Source organism: Mycobacterium stomatepiae, from assembly GCF_010731715.1.
In the GTDB taxonomy this organism is placed as follows: domain Bacteria; phylum Actinomycetota; class Actinomycetes; order Mycobacteriales; family Mycobacteriaceae; genus Mycobacterium; species Mycobacterium stomatepiae.
Map to the genome: position 1 here is coordinate 4,554,741 of NZ_AP022587.1, position 17,549 is coordinate 4,572,289.

Here is a 17,549-nt window from a genome sequence, read left to right on the forward strand (position 1 = left end):
TAAATGCTCAGTGTTGCGATCCGCGACGAGCTGGCTGCCGACCTGGCGCAAGCCGAGCGCAGCCGTGAGCCGATCGCTCCGCTCACGTCCGCCCACCCCGACATCGACGTCGTCGACGCATACGAAATCCAGCTGATCAACATACGGCAACGGGTCGCCGAGGGGGCCCGAGTGCTGGGCCACAAAGTCGGCCTGTCCAGCAAGGCGATGCAGCAGATGATGGGCGTCGACGAGCCGGACTATGGCCACCTGCTCGACGAGATGCAGGTCTTCGAGGACACCCCGGTCAAGGCGGGCAACTACCTGTACCCGCGGGTCGAGGTCGAGGTCGGTTTCATCCTGGCCGACGACCTGCCGGGTGCGGGCTGCACCGAGGACGACGTGCTGGCGGCCACCGAGGCGCTGGTCCCGTCGATTGAGTTGATCGACACCCGGATCACCGACTGGAAGATCGCGTTGTGCGACACCATCGCCGACAATGCCTCGTCGGCCGGTTTCGTCCTCGGCAAGGCCCGGGCAAAACCGGCCGACATCGACGTCAAGACGATCGACGCGGTGCTGACTCGCAACGGCGAGGTGATCGCCGAGGGTCGCAGCGACGCCGTGCTGGGCAACCCGGTGACCGCGGTGGCTTGGCTGGCCCGCAAGGTCGAGAGCTTCGGGGTCAGGCTGCGCAAGGGCGACGTGGTGCTGCCCGGATCGTGCACGAAGGCGATCGACGTGCGTCCCGGTGACGACTTCGTCGCGGAGTTCGCGGGGCTGGGCTCAGTCCATTTGTCGTTTGAATAGGCTCGGATTAGATCAGTTGATTTAACGCTTCGAAAAAGGAGCATCATGCCGTCGAAGGCAAGCGTGGCCATTGTCGGGTCGGGAAATATCAGCACCGACCTGCTGTACAAGTTGCTGCGATCCGATTGGTTGGAACCGCGCTGGATGGTGGGCATCGACCCGGAAAGCGAAGGCCTGGCGCGGGCCCGCAAGCTGGGCTTGGAGACCACCCACGAGGGCGTGGACTGGCTGCTGGCCCAGTCCGAGAAGCCCGACCTGGTGTTCGAGGCCACCAGCGCGTACGTGCACCGGGATGCGGCGCCGAAATACGAAGCTGCCGGTATCCGGGCCATCGACCTGACGCCGGCCGCGGTGGGCCCGGCCGTCATCCCGCCGGCGAACCTGCGCCAACACCTCGACGCCCCGAACGTCAACATGATCACCTGCGGGGGACAGGCGACGATCCCGATCGTCTACGCGGTCAGTCGCGTCGTCGAGGTGCCCTACGCCGAGATCGTCGCCTCGGTGTCGTCGGTCTCGGCGGGGCCGGGCACCCGCGCCAATATCGACGAGTTCACCAAGACCACCAGCAAGGGCGTCGAGACCATCGGCGGTGCCCAGCGCGGCAAGGCGATCATCATCCTGAACCCGGCCGACCCGCCGATGATCATGCGCGACACCATCTTCTGTGCCATCCCTGACGACGCCGACCACGACGCGATCACCCAGTCCATCCGCGATGTGGTGGCCGAAGTGCAGACCTACGTCCCCGGTTACCGGCTACTCAACGACCCGCAGTTCGACGAACCGTCGGTTGTCAACGGCGGCAACCATGTGGTGACGACGTTCGTCGAGGTCGAGGGCGCCGGCGATTACCTGCCGCCGTATGCGGGAAACCTCGACATCATGACGGCCGCGGCTACCAAGGTCGGCGAAGAGATCGCCAAGGAGACCCTCGCGGTCACAGGAGCGCAATCATGACCACCGACATCTTCTTCAACCCGGTGTGGGACGTCCGCATGACGGATACGTCGCTGCGCGACGGCTCCCACCACAAGCGCCATCAGTTCACCAAGGAAGAGGTCCAAGCGATCGTGGCGGCCCTCGACGCGGCCGGGGTGCCGGTGATCGAGGTGACCCACGGCGACGGACTGGGCGGCTCGTCGTTCAACTACGGCTTCTCCAAGACCCCCGAGCAGGAGCTGATCAAACTCGCCGCCCAGACGGCCAAGGAAGCCAAGATCGCGTTCTTGATGCTGCCGGGCGTGGGAACCAAAGAGGACATCAAAGAGGCCCAGGACAATGGCGGGTCGATCTGCCGGATCGCCACGCATTGCACCGAGGCCGACGTCTCGATCCAGCACTTCGGCCTGGCCCGCGAGCTGGGCCTGGAGACCGTCGGATTCCTGATGATGGCGCACACCATTTCGCCGGAGAAGCTGGCCGCCCAGGCCCGCATCATGGCTGATGCCGGCTGCCAGTGTGTCTACGTCGTCGACTCCGCCGGAGCCCTGGTGCTCGACGGTGTCGCCGATCGGGTGTCGGCCCTGGTCGCCGAACTCGGCGACGATGCCCAGGTCGGTTTCCACGGGCACGAGAACCTCGGGCTCGGCGTGGCCAACTCGGTCGAGGCCGTGCGCGCGGGTGCCAAGCAGATCGACGGCAGCGTGCGCCGGTTCGGAGCCGGTGCGGGCAACGCGCCGGTCGAGGCCCTGATCGGCGTGTTCGACAAGATCGGCGTCAAGACGGGCATCGACTTCTTCGACATCGCCGACGCCGCCGAGGACGTGGTGCGCCCGGCCATGCCGACCGAATGCCTGCTGGACCGCAACGCGCTGATCATGGGCTACTCCGGGGTCTACTCGAGCTTCCTCAAGCACGCCGTCCGTCAGGGTGAGCGGTACGGCGTCCCGGCCCACGAACTGTTGCACCGGGCGGGCCAGCGCAAGCTGATCGGCGGTCAGGAAGACCAGCTGATCGACATCGCGCTGGAGATCAAACGCGAGCGCGACACCGGCGCCGCGGTAACGCGCTGACCCCGCCGGTGTAACGCACCGGCTTCGCTTTGCTGGGACACAGCCCGCGCATAGCTGACGTCGGTAATCTGGCCCGCATGAGCACATCCAACACACGCGGCCCGCGTCGCCGTGGACTGTACGGCCTGCTCGCCGGGGGGCTACTTACCGCAACCGCCGCGACAGTGATCGCACTGCCGGTGGCGAACGCGGATCCGTGTAACCAGACCGTCGGTGATTCCATCAACGCGTATCTGATTCGGCATCCCGACGTGAAGCAGACGCTGTCCGCCAAGTCTGCGGCGGAGGGCGGCAGCCCGAACGTGATGGACTATCTGAATCGGCATCCGGATGTCCGCCAGCACCTGATCGACCTCTCGCAGCAGTGCACCTCGTAGCGATCGGGCGGGCTAGTCTTTCAAGTCGGTAAACGCCCTCGACGACGCGCGGGAATGTTCGCCATAGACGAAAAAGTAGAACACGTTCTAGCGTCTAGGCGTGCTCACTAATCCCCTCGCTGCCGCGATCGCCGAGGCCGAGCAGCTGGTGGCTGCCGCGCCGTTTATCGAGACCGAAGCCGACCTGCTCGAAGGACTGCAATATCTGGCCGACGGGATCTCGGCCTGTATCCACATGGCCGTCGACTACGACCGTGACCATCCGTTCCTGCAGTCGGGCACCGGGCCATTCGCCAAGATGGGCCTGGACAACCCCGACACACTGTATTTCGGCACGCGGGTGCACGCCAACCACGATTACCTGGTGACCGGCGTGCGGGGTACCACCACCGACCTGAGCTTCCAGCTGCTGGGCGGCGAGTACACCGACGACAACGTGCCGGCCAGTCAGGTGGCCTTCGACGACCGCGAACTCGACATCGCGCCGGACGGCACCTTCGAGTGGCGGGTGCGCCCGACGAGCAATGGCCAGCTGGTGATGCGCGAGGTGTATGGCGACTGGTCAGCCCAACGCGGGACGCTGGCGATCGCCCGGCTGGACACTGCCGGCACCGCGCCGCCGCCGTTGACGCGTGAGCTCATCGAAAGGCGCTACGCCACAGCCGGAAGGCAGCTGGTGCAGCGGATCAAGACCTGGCTGCAGTTCCCGCAGTGGTTCTACGACAACCTTCCGGTCAACACACTGACCGCGCCGCGCCTGACGCCCGGCGGCCTGGCTACCCAGTACTCGTCGGTCGGGCACTGGGATCTGCGGCCAGATCAGGCGCTGATCATTACCATCCCGGTCAGCGACGCGCCTTACCTTGGCTTCCAGCTAGGCAGCCTGTGGTACATCTCACTCGACTACATCAACCACCAGACCTCACTGAATAACACTCAGGCGCAGGCGGATCCGGACGGGATGGTCCGCATCGTCGTCTCTGATGGCAATCCGGGTGTCACCAACTGGGTCGAGACCCTCGATCACCGACGCGGATATCTGCAATTCCGCTGGCAGCGGGTGTCTCGCGAGCTGACCGAGGCCGACGGGCCCACCGTCGAACTGGTCGACCTCGACGCGGTAGCGAGCAAGTTGCCGTACTTCGAGCAGAACAAAATTTCCGAGGACGATTGGCGCGCTCGAATTGCGCTGCGCCAAAAACAAATTCAGGCAAGGATGCTGGGATGACGAAGTTGCTCGATGGCAAGGTAGTGGTGATCAGTGGGGTTGGCCCGGGCCTGGGCACCACGCTGGCGCACCGATGCACGCGGGAGGGTGCCGATCTGGTGCTGGCGGCCCGCACTCCGGAGCGTCTGGACGACGTCGCCAAGCAGATCGCCGACATCGGCGGCCGCGCGACGACGGTGCGCACCGACATCACGGAGGACGACCAGGTGAGCAACCTGGTCGATGCCACGCTGGAGGCCTACGGCAAGGTCGACGTGCTGATCAACAACGCATTCCGGGTGCCATCACTGAAACCGTTCTCGGGCACCGGCTTTCAGCACATCCGCGACGCCATTGAGCTCAGCGCGCTAGGTGCGCTGCGCCTGATCCAGGGCTTCACCCCGGCCCTGGCCGAGGCAAAGGGCTCGATCGTCAACGTCAACTCGATGGTGCTTCGGCACTCGCAGGCGAAGTACGGCGCTTACAAGATGGCCAAGTCCGCGCTGCTGGCGATGTCGCATTCGCTGGCCACCGAACTGGGTGAGCAAGGGATCCGCGTCAATTCCGTTGCACCCGGCTATATCTGGGGTGAGACACTGCAGGGCTACTTCAACCACCAGGCTGGCAAGTACGGCACCACGGCTGACCAGATCTATGCGGCCACAGCGGCCAACTCCGACCTGAAGCGGCTGCCCACCGAAGACGGGGTGGCCTCGGCGATCTTGTTCATGGCCAGCGACCTGTCCAGCGGCATCACCGGACAGACGCTGGACGTCAACTGCGGGGAGTACCACACCTAATGCCGCTATCGACGATGCAGAGCGACGCGATGAGGAGGGGATGGCGTAATGGCGGGTGACCGCACAGATGTCGGTACCGTCGACGAGCTGAAAGCATCGGCCACCAAGCTGATCGGCCTCGACGACTTCGGCGCCGACGACGATAACTACGCCGAGGCACTCGAGGTGCTGCTGGACTCCTTCCGGCGCGACGCGAACCTCACCGTGTTCGGTAGCAAGATGAATCGGTTCTTCCTGCGCGGCGCGCTGGTGGCTCGGTTGTTCTCCGAGTCCATGTGGAAGCAGTACCCCCAGCATGTCGACGTGGAGATCAACCGGCCGATCTTTGTGACCGGCCTGGTGCGTACCGGCAGCACGGCGCTGCACCGGCTCCTGGGCGCCGACCCCGCACACCAGGGCCTGCACCTGTGGCTAGCCGAGTTTCCGCAGCCCCGTCCGCCGCGCGATACCTGGGACTCCAATCCGCTGTACCGCCAGCTCGACGAGCAATTCACCAAGGCGCACAAGGAGAATCCGGACTACACCGGCCTGCATTTCATGGCCGCCTACGAGCTGGAGGAGTGCTGGCAGCTGCTGCGGCAATCGGTTCACTCAGTGTCTTACGAGACCCTGGCGCACCTGCCCACTTACTCGCAGTGGCTGTCGCGTCAGGACTGGGGCCCGTCGTATCGCCGGCACCGCAAGAACCTTCAGTTGATCGGCCTCAACGACACTGACAAACGTTGGGTGCTGAAGAATCCCAGTCATCTCTTCGCGTTGGACGCACTGATGGAGACCTATCCCGATGCGCTGGTGATCCAGACCCACCGACCGGTCGAGACGATCATGGCGTCGATGTGCTCGCTGGCGCAGCACACCGCGCAGGGATGGTCTGACACCTACGTCGGAGCGCAGATCGGCGCCGATTCCATGGAGACCTGGTCGCGCGGGCTGGAGCTCTTCAACACCGCACGCGCCAAGTACGACCCCGCCCAGTTCTGCGACGTCGACTACCAGGATCTGATCGCCGACCCGCTCGGCACCGTTGCCAACGTGTGCAGCCACTTCGGCCTAACGCTGACCGACGACGCGCGAAAAGCCATGGAGGACAGCCACGCCGAGAGCCAGACCGGCGCTCGGGCTCCGAAGCACAAGTACTCGCTGGCCGATTACGGGCTCACCGCCGAAGAGCTCAAGGAGCGATTCGCCGGGCTGTAAGCCTCAGTCCTCGTCGGGACGCTCCAGATAGCCCTCGGCGACTGCATGCTCGATGCTGTCGGACAGCCGCGGGCAGGACCTGGTTCGTGCGGTGTCGCCACCGGATTCACGCACCTCGGTGAAGTGGGCACACCGCTGCGACGCCTCGGTATTCCATTGCACCGCAGTATGTCCCGGGCCCAGCCTTCGCACGGTCACCGTGACATGACAGAAGCGGCAATCGACCGGCCGCAGACCCGACGTCAGGTAGCGCTCACGGTCGGCCAGGCTGGCCTCGCGCACCGCCGCCGCGCGCGCCGGGTCGTTCGCGAAGTCCCTTGATTTCGACCAGGACCCAGACCCCCCGTTGTGGGCCGGCTTGTCGTCGTGGTCGTGGCCGTCGCCATGCAGCAACAGCATCGATCGGGCGAGCCGATCGACGTCGGGAACCGCCGGCTGATCGTCAGACATTTCAGTGTTGTTCGGCTGGAACTTCTTCGGCCGCAGCAGTTTCGGCATCCTGTGCCTTCAGGTTCTCTTCGACCTCGACGTTCCAGTGTTCGATGGCGCGGCTGGTGTCCACCTCGATCTCGAAGCGCTCCACCATTTCCGGCTCGACGTCGGCGGCATCGACGTAGAACTGCTGATACCAGCGACGCAGCTGGTACACCGCACCGTCTTCCTCGACCAGCAGCGGGTTGTCGATCCTGGTCTTGTGCTTCCAGATCTCGACATCCTGCAGGAAGCCCTTGCTGACCCCCTCGGTGAAGACGCGGGACAGCTTCTCGGTCATCTTTTCGTCCATGCCCTTGGGCTTTTCGACTATGACACCCCACTGCAGGACGAACGAGTTCTGGGTCACCGGGTAGTGGCAGTTGATCAGAATCGACTCGGCTTTGAAGCCGCCGTAGCTGTTGTGCAGCCAGTTGATCATGAACGACGGTCCGAAGTAGGACGCCTCGGAGTCCAGGTGCGCCTCGCCGTAGGAGGTGCCCAGGTCGCTGACGTCCGGTCGGCCCACATTGTGCAGGTACTGCGACGCGACGTGACCCTCGAAGACGTTCTTGAAGTACGTCGGCAGCCCGAAGTGGATGTAGAAGAAGTGCGCCATATCGGTGACGTTGTCGATGATGTCGCGGCAGTTGGATCCCTCGATCAGGATACTGTTCCACCGCCACTCGGTCCACTCGTCGCTGTGGGACTCCGGGATGTCCGGAATGCGCACCGCCGGATCGGGCGGGTTGTTTTCGTGGTCGTGCCAGACGAAAAGCAGACCGCCCCGGACGTCGGTCGTCCATGACCGGGTGCGCGCCGTCTTGGGAGTGCGCTTGGCGTACGGCACCAGCTTGCACCGGCCATCGCCGCCCCAGCGCCAGTCGTGGAACGGGCAGGCAACCTCGTCGCCCTTGATGGTGCCCTCGGACAGGTCATAGCCCATGTGGCGGCAGTAACCGTCGAGCACCTTGATGTCGCCCTGCGAGTCGGCGAAGACCACCAGCTTGGTGCCGAACGCCTGGATCGAGTGCGGCTTACCGTCCTGGAAGTCCTTCGCGACGCCCAGGCAGTGCCATCCACGGGCGTATCTGGTCGGCAACGCGCCGGGATCGATTTCCCGGATGCCGACCGCGTTGGTGTCGGTACTCACCTGTCACCTCCAAATTGCGGGCCTCTAACTAGAACACGTTACAGTTTTCTGATGCGGACGCGCAACGACAGCGGATCTAGCTGCGTTGTCCCTGGGGGTGCTACCCGCTTGGGGTATATCTAGACGATGCCACTGTTTGCTTTCGAGGGCCGCGCGCCACGCATCGATCCGACAGCTTTCGTGGCGCCGACGGCGACCCTCATCGGCGACGTCACGGTCGAAGCCGGGGCGTCGGTTTGGTTCAACGCCGTGCTGCGAGGCGACTACGGGCCGATCGTCGTGCGGGAAGGCGCGAATGTGCAGGACGGGTCGGTGCTACACGCGCCGCCGGGCATCCCCGTCGACATCGGACCGGGTGCGACGGTGGCCCACATGTGCGTCATTCACGGCGTTCACGTCGGGTCCGAGGCGTTGATCGCCAACCACGCCACCGTTCTCGACGGCGCGGTGATCGGCGCGCGCAGCCTGGTCGCTGCCCATTCGCTGGTGACGGCCGGCACGCAGATCCCGGCCGGGGTGCTCGTGGTCGGATCCCCGGCACAGATCAAGGGCCCGATCGCCGGGACCGGCGCGGAGATGTGGATCAACCTGAATCCGCAGGCCTACCGCGACCTGGCGCAGCGGCACCTTGCCGGGCTGGAGCAGATCTGACCGTTCGGGTCAATGCGTGAGTACGGTCGGCTGGTATCCCGCCGCCAACTTCAGTACCCGGTTGTGGAAATCGACCACATACACGTCGTCCTGAGGTCCCACCGCTATCCCATAGGGCGCGAAGAGATCGCCGAAAGGCAACAGGGACACCGTGTTTGAGCCCACTGTCAGACGTAGCACCCGATTGTTGTTCAAGTCGGTGACGTAGACGCTGTTGCTGCGATCGACGGCCACACTGTTCGGAAAGTTCAGGCCGGTGAACGGGAGGATCTCCGGGTTGGTCGTGCCCGCGGGCAGCTTCTGCACCCGATTGTTGCCGGCGTCGGCGACGTACACGCCGTCGGTGCTGTCGACCGCCAGATCGTAGGGCTGGTTGAGATCGGTGAACGGAACCACGACCTGAACGGCTGTGCCGACCGGAAGTTCGAGCACCTGGTTGTTCTTGAAGTCGGCAACGTAGACATCGCCGACGCTGTCCGCCGTCACGCCATGGGGCTCGGTCAGACCGGCGAACGGTAGCTCAATCTGCGTCTTGGCGCCGGCAGGCAGTTCCAGCACCCGCTTGTTCTTCTGGTCGACGACATACAGGTTGCCCTTGGTGTCCGCGGCCAGGCCGGCCGGGCGGTTCAGACCGGTGAACGGCAACTCGATAGGGGTAGTGGAGCCGGCCTGCAGTTCCAGCACGCGATTGCCTCCGGAGTCGGCGACGTAGACGTTGCCGGCGCGGTCCACCTCCACGCCTTCGGGATCCGCGAGGGTGAACGGCAGCACGACCGGGCCGGGAGCCGACGGTGCCGAACTCGACGCTGTGCTCTGCGTGGACCCCGGGATGCCGGACGACGTGCGCCCGAATGCGAAATACCCGACCAGGCCGAGGGCCACGATGACCACGACGGCTGCGGCGCCGGCGATCGTCAAGGTGGGGCGGGACCGTGACGCCTTCGGCGGCTTGGCCTTTGCCGGCGTTTCGAATTCCCAATCGTCGTCCATGGGCCGCCTCTCTCAACCACGACGGTGATCGCGACACCCGGACACTACCGCGCGAGACCTAATTCCCAAGGGCTATCGGCTGGTATCCCGCAGCCAGTTTGAGCACCCGGTTATGGAAGTCGATGACGTACACGTCACCTCGACCACTCACCGCCAGCTCGAAGGGGGCGACCAGATTGGTGAACGGCAGGCTTGACACGGCATTCGAGCCGGCCGCGAGCTTGAGCACCCGATTGTTGTTCAGGTCGGTCACGTACACGTTCTTGCTCTGATCGACGGCCACGCTGTTCGGAAAGTTCAAGCCGGTAAACGGCAGTGCGACGGGGGTGGTCGCCCCGGCATCCATTTTCACCACGCGGTTGTTGCCGGCGTCTGCCACGTAGACCGTGTCGGCGTCGTCCACCGCAAGGTCGTAGGGCTGCTTGAGATCGCCAAATGGCAACTCGGACTGGGTATTCGAGCCGGGGGCAGTTCCACCACCCGGTTGGCGTTGAGGTCGGCGACGAAGACAGTCCCGCGGCTATCCACCGCGATCCCATGCGGATCGTCGAGTCCGGCGATCGGCAGCTCGATCTGGGTGGTGGAGCCGGCCGGCAGTTTCAGGACCCGCCTGTTGGCTTGGTCGACCACATACACGGCGTTGTTGCCGTCCACCGCGAGACCGCCCGGCTCGTTAAGCCCGGTGAAGGGCACCACAATCGGATGGTCCGAGCCGGACGTGAGCTCGAACACCTGGTTGGTAGCCGAGTCGGAGACGTACACATTGCCGGCAGGGTCGACCTCCAGGCCGTCGGCGTCGGTGAGCTGAAACGGCAGTACGAGCGGAGCGGCACGACTCGGCGACGGAGCCGGCTTGGAGGCGGCATGGTCGGCGGTCGTTCGACCGAATACCAGGTAGACGCCGGCAGAGACGACCGCGACGACGATGAAGATGACCGCGGCCATGATCTTGAGAGACGCCCCGCGCCGTGGTGGTGTGGCCTTGGCGGGCGCTTCGACTTCCCAATCGTCATCCACGGGTCGACTCCCTCAACCCCCCCGGGTCATCGCGACACCAGGACACTACCGCGCGGCGTTGCCCGCGCACAGCAATTTTCGGGTGAATTCCGTAAATCGGCTTTGCCGACGACCTAGATCTTGCGGGTATTGGCCGCCGCGCGGTCCATCTCCCAATACGCGCGCAGGGCAACTAGTTTGCCCTCGTCGTTGGCCTTGTAGGTGAACACGCCTTCGGCCGTTGTCTGGTAGTCGCCGGTGGTGATCAGGATATGGCCGACGTTCGCTTCCTCGTTGCCGCACTGGTAGGTGTCGCGGAAGAAGAACTCGATCTTGGTGGTGGGGGAGATGGCCTTGTCCCAGAACGCCGAGATCGCATCGCGGCCGCGGTGTCCCTTGCCTTCGGGGTCGAAGGCCGACGGACCGATGGGATCCTCGACGACGGCGTCGTCGGTGAACACCGCAAGCCAGGCATCTTTGTCCCTGGCCCCGACCGCCTCACGCGAGCGCCGGCCGGCCTCGTGGGCCGGATGTTCGGTCACGCGCTTACTTTTTCGGGTTTGTCGGCCCCGACCACCCACATCGAGTAGTACTGCGAACCGCCACCGTAGGCGTGCCCCAGCGCCTTTCGTGCACAGGGTACCTGGTGATCGCCGCCCTTGCCCATTACCTGGATCGCCGCTTCGGCGAAGCGAATCAGGCCGGAGGCGCCGATCGGGTTCGACGAGAGAACCCCGCCGGAGGGATTGACCGGCAGCTTACCGCCTATTGCGGTCTCGCCGGATTCGGTGAGCTTCCAGCCCTCGCCCTCGGGCGCAAAGCCTAGGCTTTCCAACCACATTGGCTCGAACCACGAGAAGGGCACGTATATCTCGGCGGCGTCGATCTCGTCGATCGGGCTCTTGATGCCGGCGGCATCCCAGAGCGCCTTGGCCGCGTCGCGGCTGGCCTGCGGGCTGACCTGGTCGCGGCCCGAGAACTGCAGCGGCTCGGTGCGCAGCGCGGTGGCATGGATCCACGCTACCGGTTGTCCTTGCGCCAGGCGGGCTTCGGCGATCTCCTCGTCGCCGATAACGACGGCGGCGGCGCCGTCGGAGGACGGGCAGGTCTCGTCGTAGCGGATCGGGTCCCACAGCATCGGGGACTCCATCACCTTCTCGACGGTGATATCGGGTTGGTGCAGGTGCGCCAGCGGGTTGCGGGCTCCGTTGAGCCGGTCCTTGACCGCCACGATGGCGCCGATGTTCAACGGCGCGCCCGAGCGGCGGATGTAGGAGCGCACATGCGGGGCGAAGTAGCCGCCCGCGCCGGCGCCGACTGGCTTGATGAAGGGGATGGGAATCGACAACGCCCACATGGCATTTGATTCCGATTGCTTCTCCCACGCCATCGCCAGCACCCGCCGGTACTTCCCGGACTGGACCAGGCTGGCGGCCACCACCGCGGTGGACCCACCGACCGAGCCCGCCGTGTGTACCCGGATCAGCGGCTTGCCGGTGGCGCCCACGGCGTCGGCCATGAACAGTTCCGGCATCATGACGCCCTCGAAGAAGTCCGGCGCCTTGCCGACCACGACCGCGTCGATGTCGTCGAAGGTGGAGCCGGAGTCTTCCAGCGCGCGGTCGATCGCCTCGCGCACCAAGCCGTTCATCGAGACGTCTTTGCGCTTGGCTACATACTTGGTCTGCCCGGTACCCAGTACCGCGGCGAGGTGCGCTCCTCCACCGGCCATCAGTTCTTTCCTTCCATGACCGCGACCAGGTTCTGCTGCAACGCGGGTCCGCTGGTGGCGTGCGCTAGCACTCGATTCGCAGAACCGTCCCAAATGTGTTGTGCGGCAAATCCGATGCGCTCGAGACCGGCGACGAACATGGGGTTGGCTGACAATGCTCCGCCGGACGGATTGACTTTCGTCTTGCCCGGGATCCGGATGGCGTCCATCAGGATCAGGTGCTGGTGGGTGAAGGGGGCATGGATCTCGGCGACATCCAGGTTGGCGGTGGTGCCGCCGGTGGCCGCCTTGGTGGCTGCCCGCGTCGACGGGGAGTCGGTGAGGTCACGTGCACCGAGCACCGGGGTTTCGATGCGATGCTCGATTCCGGTTATCCAGGCCGGGTTTTCGCGCAGCTCGCGGGCACGATCGTCGGCAGCGAGCACGATTGCGGCCGCGCCGTCGGTGATCGGTGCGATGTCGTGCCGCCGCAGCGGGTCGGCGAAGAAAGGCCGGTCCAGCAGGCCTTCGACGTTGACCGCCGATTCGACCTTGTCGACGCGTCGGGCGTTGGTGAACGAATCGAATGCAACGCGGGCCATTTGGATTTCGGTCCACTTACCGTTGTCGAGTCCCAGACGGGCCTGCAGTCCGGCCATCGACACCGAGTCCGGCCACAGCGGCGCGACGGTGTAGGGGTCGGTCTGCCGAGACAGGATCTGGCGCAGGATGCCGGCCGACGACTTGCCGAATCCGTACACCAGCGCGGTGTCCACCTCGCCGGTCAAGATCTTGATGTAGGCCTCGTAGAGAGCCCAGGCCGCATCCATCTCGACGTGCGACTCGTTGATCGGCGGAACGGCGCCGATCGAGTCGATCGCAGAGATAAACGAAAAGGCCCTTCCAGCAAGGTAATCGGACGATCCCGAGCACCAGAAGCCGATATCGGTGCGGGCGATGCCCAGCTCCTCGTAGAGCTGGGCGAAGCACGGAATCAACATCTCGACGCCGTTGGTGGTGCCGTCGGTGCGGCGGACATGCGGGGGGTGGGCAAAGCCGACGACCGCAACATTGCGTTCGCTCATGTGCAGGTGGGCCCTTTACAGGTGGTGCTTGTAGGTGTCGTACTCGGCGTCGGGTTCACCGGTGGGCCGGAAGTACTCGATGTTGTCGATGCCAAAACCCCACTCCTCGCGAGGTTTCCACACCGCTTCCACGCGCATGCCCATCCGGACCTCGTGTGCGTCGATGTCGGCGACCAGATGTAGGAACGGGATATCGGCACCGTCCAGCAGCACATAGGCGGCCACGTAAGGAGGCTTGATGCGCTGACCCTGGAACGGGATGTTGATGATCGCGAATGTGGTGACGGTGCCCTTGTCCGGCAGCTCGACGAACTCGGTGGTGGGCTGGCCGGTGGCCGGATCGGCGCCGTGCGGCGGGAAGTATACCTTGCCGTGTTCGCCTGTCTTGGCCCCCAGCAGTTTGCCTTCGGCGATCGCCCGCAGGTAGGCGCTTTCCTCGTGCGAGGCGGTGTGCTGAATGGTCAGCGAGATCGGCGTGATGATCATCGTGACCGGGTCCTGGTCACTGGCGACCGGCTCGACCGGCTCTTCCTCCTCACCAAGCTTGAAGTACGCGATGTCGGTGATGGCGCCCACCGTTTCGTCGGCCCAGTGCACATGCACCCGTGCGCCGGTCTTGATCTTGTCGGGTTCGCCGGCATCGACCGCATGTATCAACGGAGTGTCCGCGCCGTCGAGCTTGATCAGGGCCCAGGCGAACGGACGGTCCAGCGGCTGGCCCTCAAGGGGGTCGGGCTGCCAGGCCCAGGACATCACGGTGCCGACGGGCGAGACCGGTACCATCTTGCCCAGCGGTTCGTAGGTGACCGGGTCATATTCCGCCGGTGGCACATGCACCCGGCCATCCGATCCGCGCACCCCGAGGACACGGTGCTCACGCAGTGCGGTGAAGAACTTGCTGAGCGTGGTCCCGACTGAACGGGTGTAGTCGAAGGACAGAGTTAACGGCGCTGAGAGGGGCGGCTCGGAATGATCGTTCGTGGTCGGGCCGCTCGAAGTGGCTGTCACGCCTTCGAGTAGAACAGGTTCTAAGAACCGATTCAATATCGGGTCCGTTCTGGCCGGGAAAGGCGGAGAAATGAAGCTGGGTTTGCAGCTGGGATATTGGGGCGCTCAGCCGCCGGAGAACCACGGCGAACTCGTCGCCGAGGCCGAGGCCGCCGGATTCGATGCCGTGTTCACCGCCGAGGCGTGGGGGTCGGATGCCTACACACCGCTGGCCTGGTGGGGTTCGTCGACGCGGCGGGTGCGGCTGGGCACGTCGGTTGTTCAGCTCTCGGCGCGGACCCCGACCGCGTGCGCGATGGCCGCGCTCACTCTCGACCACCTCAGCGGTGGGCGGCACATTCTCGGGCTGGGGGTGTCCGGACCGCAGGTCGTGGAGGGCTGGTACGGCCAGTCATTCCCGAAGCCGTTGGCGCGCACCCGCGAGTACATCGACATCATCCGGCAGGTGTGGGCCCGCGAGGCGCCTGTGACCAGCGACGGCCCGCATTACCCGCTGCCTTTGAAGGAGGGGCCCGGGCGACCGGCAACCGGCCTGGGTAAGCCGCTAAAGCCGATCACCCACCCGCTGCGCAGCGACATCCCGATCATGCTCGGCGCCGAGGGGCCGAAGAACGTCGCGCTGGCCGCCGAGATCTGCGACGGCTGGCTGCCGATCTTCTACACACCGCGGATGGCCGACACCTATAACGAGTGGCTGGACGAGGGCTTCTCGCGGCCGGGCGCCCGCCGCAGCCGCGAGGACTTCGAGATCTGCGCGACGGCCAACATCGTGATCACCGAGGACCGCAGCGCCGCATTCGCGGCCATGAAGCCCTACATCGCGCTCTACATGGGCGGCATGGGCGCCGAGGACACCAACTTCCACGCCGACGTCTATCGCCGGATGGGTTACGCAGAAGTGGTCGACGAGGTCACCAAGCTGTTCCGCAGCAACCAGAAGGACAAGGCCGCCGAAATCATCCCCGACGAGGTGATCGACGACGCCGCGATCGTCGGGGACGTCGACTACGTGCGTAAGCAAATCGCGGCCTGGGAGGCCGCGGGCGTCACGATGATGGTCGTCTCCGGCCGCTCTCCCGAGCAGGTCCGGGACCTCGTCGCGCTGATCTAGGCCCAGGCTTGCCCCGTCAGTAGAACGGGTTCTAGATTGACCGGATGACTGTGACGCAGCACACCATCGCGGCCACCGTTCTCACCATGCCGGTGAGGATCCGCCAGGCAAATCAGCACATGGCGATGTTCTCGGTGGACGCCGACGCCGCCCAGCACCTGATCGACTACAGCGGTCTGCAAGTCTGCCGTTACCTGCCAGGCCGAGCGATCGCGGTCCTGATGCTGATGCACTACATCGACGGAGACCTGGGGCAGTACTACGAATTCGGCACCAGCATCATGGTCAACCCGCCCGGTTCGACCGCGAGTGGCCCGCGCGCTCTGGGGTCCGCCGGCGCCTTTATCCACCACCTGCCCGTCGACCAGCCGTTCACCCTCGAGGCCGGGACGAAGATCTGGGGCTACCCGAAAGTCATGGCGGACTTTACGATTCGTGAGGGCCGTCAATTTGGATCCGACTGTGTGATCGACGGGCAACTGGTGATCGGCATGGACTTCCGTCCGGGCCTGCCGATTCGGCTGACCCCGCGCCATCAGGCGCAGCGCAGCTACTCCCACCGCGACGGCATCACCCGCGAGACCGCGTTCGAGCACACCCTCGACGGTGTGCGGACGCGGCTCGGCGGTGTGAGCGTCCGGCTGGGTGATCACCCCTACGCGAAAGAGCTTGCGTCGCTGGGGCTTCCCAAGCGCGCGATGTTGTCCAGCTCTGCTGACCAGGTTCAAATGACATTCGGTGACGCCCAGGAGATCTCATGACCCTTCCCGATTTGGAGACTAAGCCCGACGTCGACTTGACCGACGGCGCTTTCTACGCCGGTGACTCCCGGTCCATCTACAAGTGGATGCGTGAGCACGAGCCGGTCTTCCGGGACCGCAACGGGCTGGCCGCTGCCTCGACGTATCAGTCCGTCATCGAGGCCGAGCGCAACCCCGAGCTGTTCTCGAATGCCGGCGGCATCCGCCCCGACCAGCCGGGCGTCGAGATGATGATCGAGATGGACGATCCGCAACATCTGTTGCGCCGCAAGCTCGTCAACTACGGCTTCACCCGCAAGCGGGTTAAGAACCTGGAGGTCTCGATCACCTCGCTTTGCGACACGCTGATCGACGCCGTGTGCGAACGCGGCGAGTGCGATTTCGTCTGGGACCTCGCCGCGCCGCTGCCGATGGCGGTCATCGGCGACATGCTCGGTGTGCGTCCCGAGGAACGCGCGATGTTCCTCAAGTGGTCCGACGATTTGGTCAGTTCCCTGAGCAGCACCGCGGCCGAGGCCGATGTCCAGGTCACGATGGAGGCCTTCGCCACCTACAGCCAATACATGATGGGCATGATCGAGGCCCGCAAGAAGGAAGCGACCGACGACCTGGTCAGCGTCCTGGTGCACGCGGAGGTCGAAGGGGCGAAGCTGGAGGACCATCAGATCGTCACCGAGGTGCTGCTGTTGCTGATCGGCGGCGACGAGACCACCCGGCACACGCTGTCCGGCGGAACACGGCAGCTGCTGCTGCACCCGGATCAGCACCAGCGTCTGGTGGGAGATTTGAGATTGCTGCCCAACGCAATTGAAGAGATGCTGCGCTGGACCGCGCCGGTAAAGAACATGGCCCGCACGATCACCACCGACACCGAGTTCCACGGGACCCAGCTGCACGAGGGCGAGAAGATGATCCTGCTGTTCGAGTCGGCGAACTTCGACGAGAAGGTCTTCGAGGAGCCGGAGAGTTTCAATATCGAGCGCTACCCGAACAACCACCTCGCATTCGGCTTCGGCACGCACTTCTGTCTCGGCAACCAGCTCGCCCGGCTCGAGCTGTCGATCATGCAGTCGCGCCTGCTGCAGCGCCTGCCGGACCTACGACTGGCCTCCCCAGACGCCCAGCTGCCGTTGCGCCCGGCGAACTTCGTGTCCGGCCTGGAGAAGATGCCGGTCGCGTTCACCCCCAGCGCGCCGCTTTCATAGCCCGTCAGCGCCGAGCGTGAAA

Annotated in this window: 20 protein-coding genes; 11 read left to right on the forward strand and 9 right to left on the reverse strand. The window is 64.9% G+C overall.

The features are described from left to right. Positions 1 to 3: 3 nt before the first annotated feature. The 7 genes from G6N54_RS21570 to G6N54_RS21600 all read left to right on the forward strand — a co-directional run bounded on the left by G6N54_RS21570 (position 4) and on the right by G6N54_RS21600 (position 6,385). A complete protein-coding gene (locus tag G6N54_RS21570) occupies positions 4 to 789 on the forward strand; it encodes a 2-keto-4-pentenoate hydratase (protein WP_163791852.1) in 786 nt (261 codons plus the stop codon). Positions 790 to 834: 45 nt separating this feature from the next. Next, the gene (locus tag G6N54_RS21575) at positions 835 to 1,749 is read left to right on the forward strand and encodes an acetaldehyde dehydrogenase (acetylating) (RefSeq protein ID WP_163791854.1); all 915 of its coding nucleotides are present in this window, start codon (positions 835 to 837) and stop codon (positions 1,747 to 1,749) included. Beyond that, the gene (dmpG, locus tag G6N54_RS21580) at positions 1,746 to 2,804 is read left to right on the forward strand and encodes a 4-hydroxy-2-oxovalerate aldolase (protein ID WP_163791856.1); all 1,059 of its coding nucleotides are present in this window, start codon (positions 1,746 to 1,748) and stop codon (positions 2,802 to 2,804) included. The genes G6N54_RS21575 and dmpG overlap by 4 nt, the downstream gene beginning before the upstream one ends. Before the next feature lie 77 nt (positions 2,805 to 2,881). Beyond that, positions 2,882 to 3,181, forward strand: a complete 300-nt coding sequence (locus G6N54_RS21585; RefSeq protein WP_163791858.1) for a hypothetical protein — start codon at positions 2,882 to 2,884, stop codon at positions 3,179 to 3,181. A 100-nt stretch (positions 3,182 to 3,281) separates the two neighbouring features. After that, positions 3,282 to 4,409, forward strand: a complete 1,128-nt coding sequence (locus G6N54_RS21590; RefSeq protein ID WP_163791860.1) for a hypothetical protein — start codon at positions 3,282 to 3,284, stop codon at positions 4,407 to 4,409. Further along, positions 4,406 to 5,188, forward strand: coding sequence for an SDR family oxidoreductase (locus tag G6N54_RS21595; protein WP_163791862.1), 783 nt, complete (start codon positions 4,406 to 4,408; stop codon positions 5,186 to 5,188). Before G6N54_RS21590 ends, G6N54_RS21595 begins: the two co-directional genes overlap by 4 nt. 48 nt (positions 5,189 to 5,236) lie before the next feature. Further along, positions 5,237 to 6,385: a sulfotransferase family protein gene (locus G6N54_RS21600; RefSeq protein ID WP_163791864.1), complete on the forward strand. Its 1,149-nt coding sequence runs from the start codon at positions 5,237 to 5,239 to the stop codon at positions 6,383 to 6,385. A gap of 3 nt (positions 6,386 to 6,388) precedes the next feature. On the opposite strand, the gene G6N54_RS21605 is transcribed toward G6N54_RS21600, so the two are convergent. Beyond that, the gene (locus G6N54_RS21605) at positions 6,389 to 6,835 is read right to left on the reverse strand and encodes a hypothetical protein (RefSeq protein ID WP_163791866.1); all 447 of its coding nucleotides are present in this window, start codon (positions 6,833 to 6,835) and stop codon (positions 6,389 to 6,391) included. Position 6,836: 1 nt separating this feature from the next. Then, entirely contained in the window at positions 6,837 to 8,009 is a 1,173-nt protein-coding gene (locus tag G6N54_RS21610; protein ID WP_163791867.1) for a Rieske 2Fe-2S domain-containing protein, read from the reverse strand. A 126-nt stretch (positions 8,010 to 8,135) separates the two neighbouring features. Between G6N54_RS21610 and G6N54_RS21615 the strand changes: the two genes are divergently transcribed. After that, a complete protein-coding gene (locus tag G6N54_RS21615; protein WP_163791869.1) occupies positions 8,136 to 8,660 on the forward strand; it encodes a gamma carbonic anhydrase family protein in 525 nt (174 codons plus the stop codon). A gap of 9 nt (positions 8,661 to 8,669) precedes the next feature. Here G6N54_RS21615 and G6N54_RS21620 read toward each other — a convergent pair whose 3' ends face one another. The 7 genes from G6N54_RS21620 to G6N54_RS21645 all read right to left on the reverse strand — a co-directional run bounded on the left by G6N54_RS21620 (position 8,670) and on the right by G6N54_RS21645 (position 14,450). Further along, positions 8,670 to 9,650, reverse strand: coding sequence for an NHL repeat-containing protein (locus G6N54_RS21620; RefSeq protein ID WP_179969101.1), 981 nt, complete (start codon positions 9,648 to 9,650; stop codon positions 8,670 to 8,672). A gap of 58 nt (positions 9,651 to 9,708) precedes the next feature. Beyond that, complete coding sequence (locus tag G6N54_RS31865; RefSeq protein ID WP_179969102.1) at positions 9,709 to 10,053, reverse strand: NHL repeat-containing protein; 345 nt, start codon at positions 10,051 to 10,053, stop codon at positions 9,709 to 9,711. Next, positions 9,999 to 10,667, reverse strand: coding sequence for an NHL repeat-containing protein (locus tag G6N54_RS31870; protein WP_179969103.1), 669 nt, complete (start codon positions 10,665 to 10,667; stop codon positions 9,999 to 10,001). The genes G6N54_RS31865 and G6N54_RS31870 overlap by 55 nt, the downstream gene beginning before the upstream one ends. 113 nt (positions 10,668 to 10,780) lie before the next feature. Continuing rightward, positions 10,781 to 11,188: a nuclear transport factor 2 family protein gene (locus G6N54_RS21630; protein ID WP_163791871.1), complete on the reverse strand. Its 408-nt coding sequence runs from the start codon at positions 11,186 to 11,188 to the stop codon at positions 10,781 to 10,783. Next, positions 11,185 to 12,378: a thiolase domain-containing protein gene (locus tag G6N54_RS21635; protein WP_163791873.1), complete on the reverse strand. Its 1,194-nt coding sequence runs from the start codon at positions 12,376 to 12,378 to the stop codon at positions 11,185 to 11,187. Before G6N54_RS21635 ends, G6N54_RS21630 begins: the two co-directional genes overlap by 4 nt. Beyond that, positions 12,378 to 13,442, reverse strand: a complete 1,065-nt coding sequence (locus G6N54_RS21640) for a thiolase domain-containing protein (RefSeq protein WP_163791875.1) — start codon at positions 13,440 to 13,442, stop codon at positions 12,378 to 12,380. The genes G6N54_RS21635 and G6N54_RS21640 overlap by 1 nt, the downstream gene beginning before the upstream one ends. Before the next feature lie 15 nt (positions 13,443 to 13,457). After that, positions 13,458 to 14,450 carry a Zn-ribbon domain-containing OB-fold protein gene (locus G6N54_RS21645; protein WP_179969104.1) on the reverse strand — a complete coding sequence of 331 codons (993 nt, stop codon included), beginning with the start codon at positions 14,448 to 14,450 and terminating at the stop codon, positions 13,458 to 13,460. Positions 14,451 to 14,520: 70 nt separating this feature from the next. Between G6N54_RS21645 and G6N54_RS21650 the strand changes: the two genes are divergently transcribed. From G6N54_RS21650 to G6N54_RS21660, 3 genes are read left to right on the forward strand one after another with little or no spacing between them, the layout of a single operon-like run. Then, positions 14,521 to 15,561, forward strand: a complete 1,041-nt coding sequence (locus G6N54_RS21650; protein WP_163791877.1) for an LLM class F420-dependent oxidoreductase — start codon at positions 14,521 to 14,523, stop codon at positions 15,559 to 15,561. Positions 15,562 to 15,605: 44 nt separating this feature from the next. After that, the gene (locus G6N54_RS21655) at positions 15,606 to 16,322 is read left to right on the forward strand and encodes an acetoacetate decarboxylase family protein (protein WP_163791879.1); all 717 of its coding nucleotides are present in this window, start codon (positions 15,606 to 15,608) and stop codon (positions 16,320 to 16,322) included. Beyond that, positions 16,319 to 17,527 carry a cytochrome P450 gene (locus G6N54_RS21660; protein WP_163791881.1) on the forward strand — a complete coding sequence of 403 codons (1,209 nt, stop codon included), beginning with the start codon at positions 16,319 to 16,321 and terminating at the stop codon, positions 17,525 to 17,527. Before G6N54_RS21655 ends, G6N54_RS21660 begins: the two co-directional genes overlap by 4 nt. The last annotated feature ends 22 nt before the right edge of the window (positions 17,528 to 17,549 follow it).

Excerpts from the sequence above, each read along its gene's own strand:
- G6N54_RS21570 (WP_163791852.1), top strand. The coding sequence starts at position 4 with ATGCTCAGTGTTGCGATCCGCGACGAGCTGGCTGCCGACCTGGCGCAA.
- G6N54_RS21575 (WP_163791854.1), top strand. The coding sequence starts at position 835 with ATGCCGTCGAAGGCAAGCGTGGCCATTGTCGGGTCGGGAAATATCAGC.
- dmpG (WP_163791856.1), top strand. The coding sequence starts at position 1,746 with ATGACCACCGACATCTTCTTCAACCCGGTGTGGGACGTCCGCATGACG.
- G6N54_RS21585 (WP_163791858.1), top strand. The coding sequence starts at position 2,882 with ATGAGCACATCCAACACACGCGGCCCGCGTCGCCGTGGACTGTACGGC.
- G6N54_RS21595 (WP_163791862.1), top strand. The coding sequence starts at position 4,406 with ATGACGAAGTTGCTCGATGGCAAGGTAGTGGTGATCAGTGGGGTTGGC.
- G6N54_RS21600 (WP_163791864.1), top strand. The coding sequence starts at position 5,237 with ATGGCGGGTGACCGCACAGATGTCGGTACCGTCGACGAGCTGAAAGCA.
- G6N54_RS21605 (WP_163791866.1), bottom strand. The coding sequence starts at position 6,835 with ATGTCTGACGATCAGCCGGCGGTTCCCGACGTCGATCGGCTCGCCCGA.
- G6N54_RS21615 (WP_163791869.1), top strand. The coding sequence starts at position 8,136 with ATGCCACTGTTTGCTTTCGAGGGCCGCGCGCCACGCATCGATCCGACA.
- G6N54_RS21620 (WP_179969101.1), bottom strand. The coding sequence starts at position 9,650 with ATGGACGACGATTGGGAATTCGAAACGCCGGCAAAGGCCAAGCCGCCG.
- G6N54_RS21635 (WP_163791873.1), bottom strand. The coding sequence starts at position 12,378 with ATGGCCGGTGGAGGAGCGCACCTCGCCGCGGTACTGGGTACCGGGCAG.
- G6N54_RS21640 (WP_163791875.1), bottom strand. The coding sequence starts at position 13,442 with ATGAGCGAACGCAATGTTGCGGTCGTCGGCTTTGCCCACCCCCCGCAT.
- G6N54_RS21650 (WP_163791877.1), top strand. The coding sequence starts at position 14,521 with ATGAAGCTGGGTTTGCAGCTGGGATATTGGGGCGCTCAGCCGCCGGAG.
- G6N54_RS21655 (WP_163791879.1), top strand. The coding sequence starts at position 15,606 with ATGACTGTGACGCAGCACACCATCGCGGCCACCGTTCTCACCATGCCG.
- G6N54_RS21660 (WP_163791881.1), top strand. The coding sequence starts at position 16,319 with ATGACCCTTCCCGATTTGGAGACTAAGCCCGACGTCGACTTGACCGAC.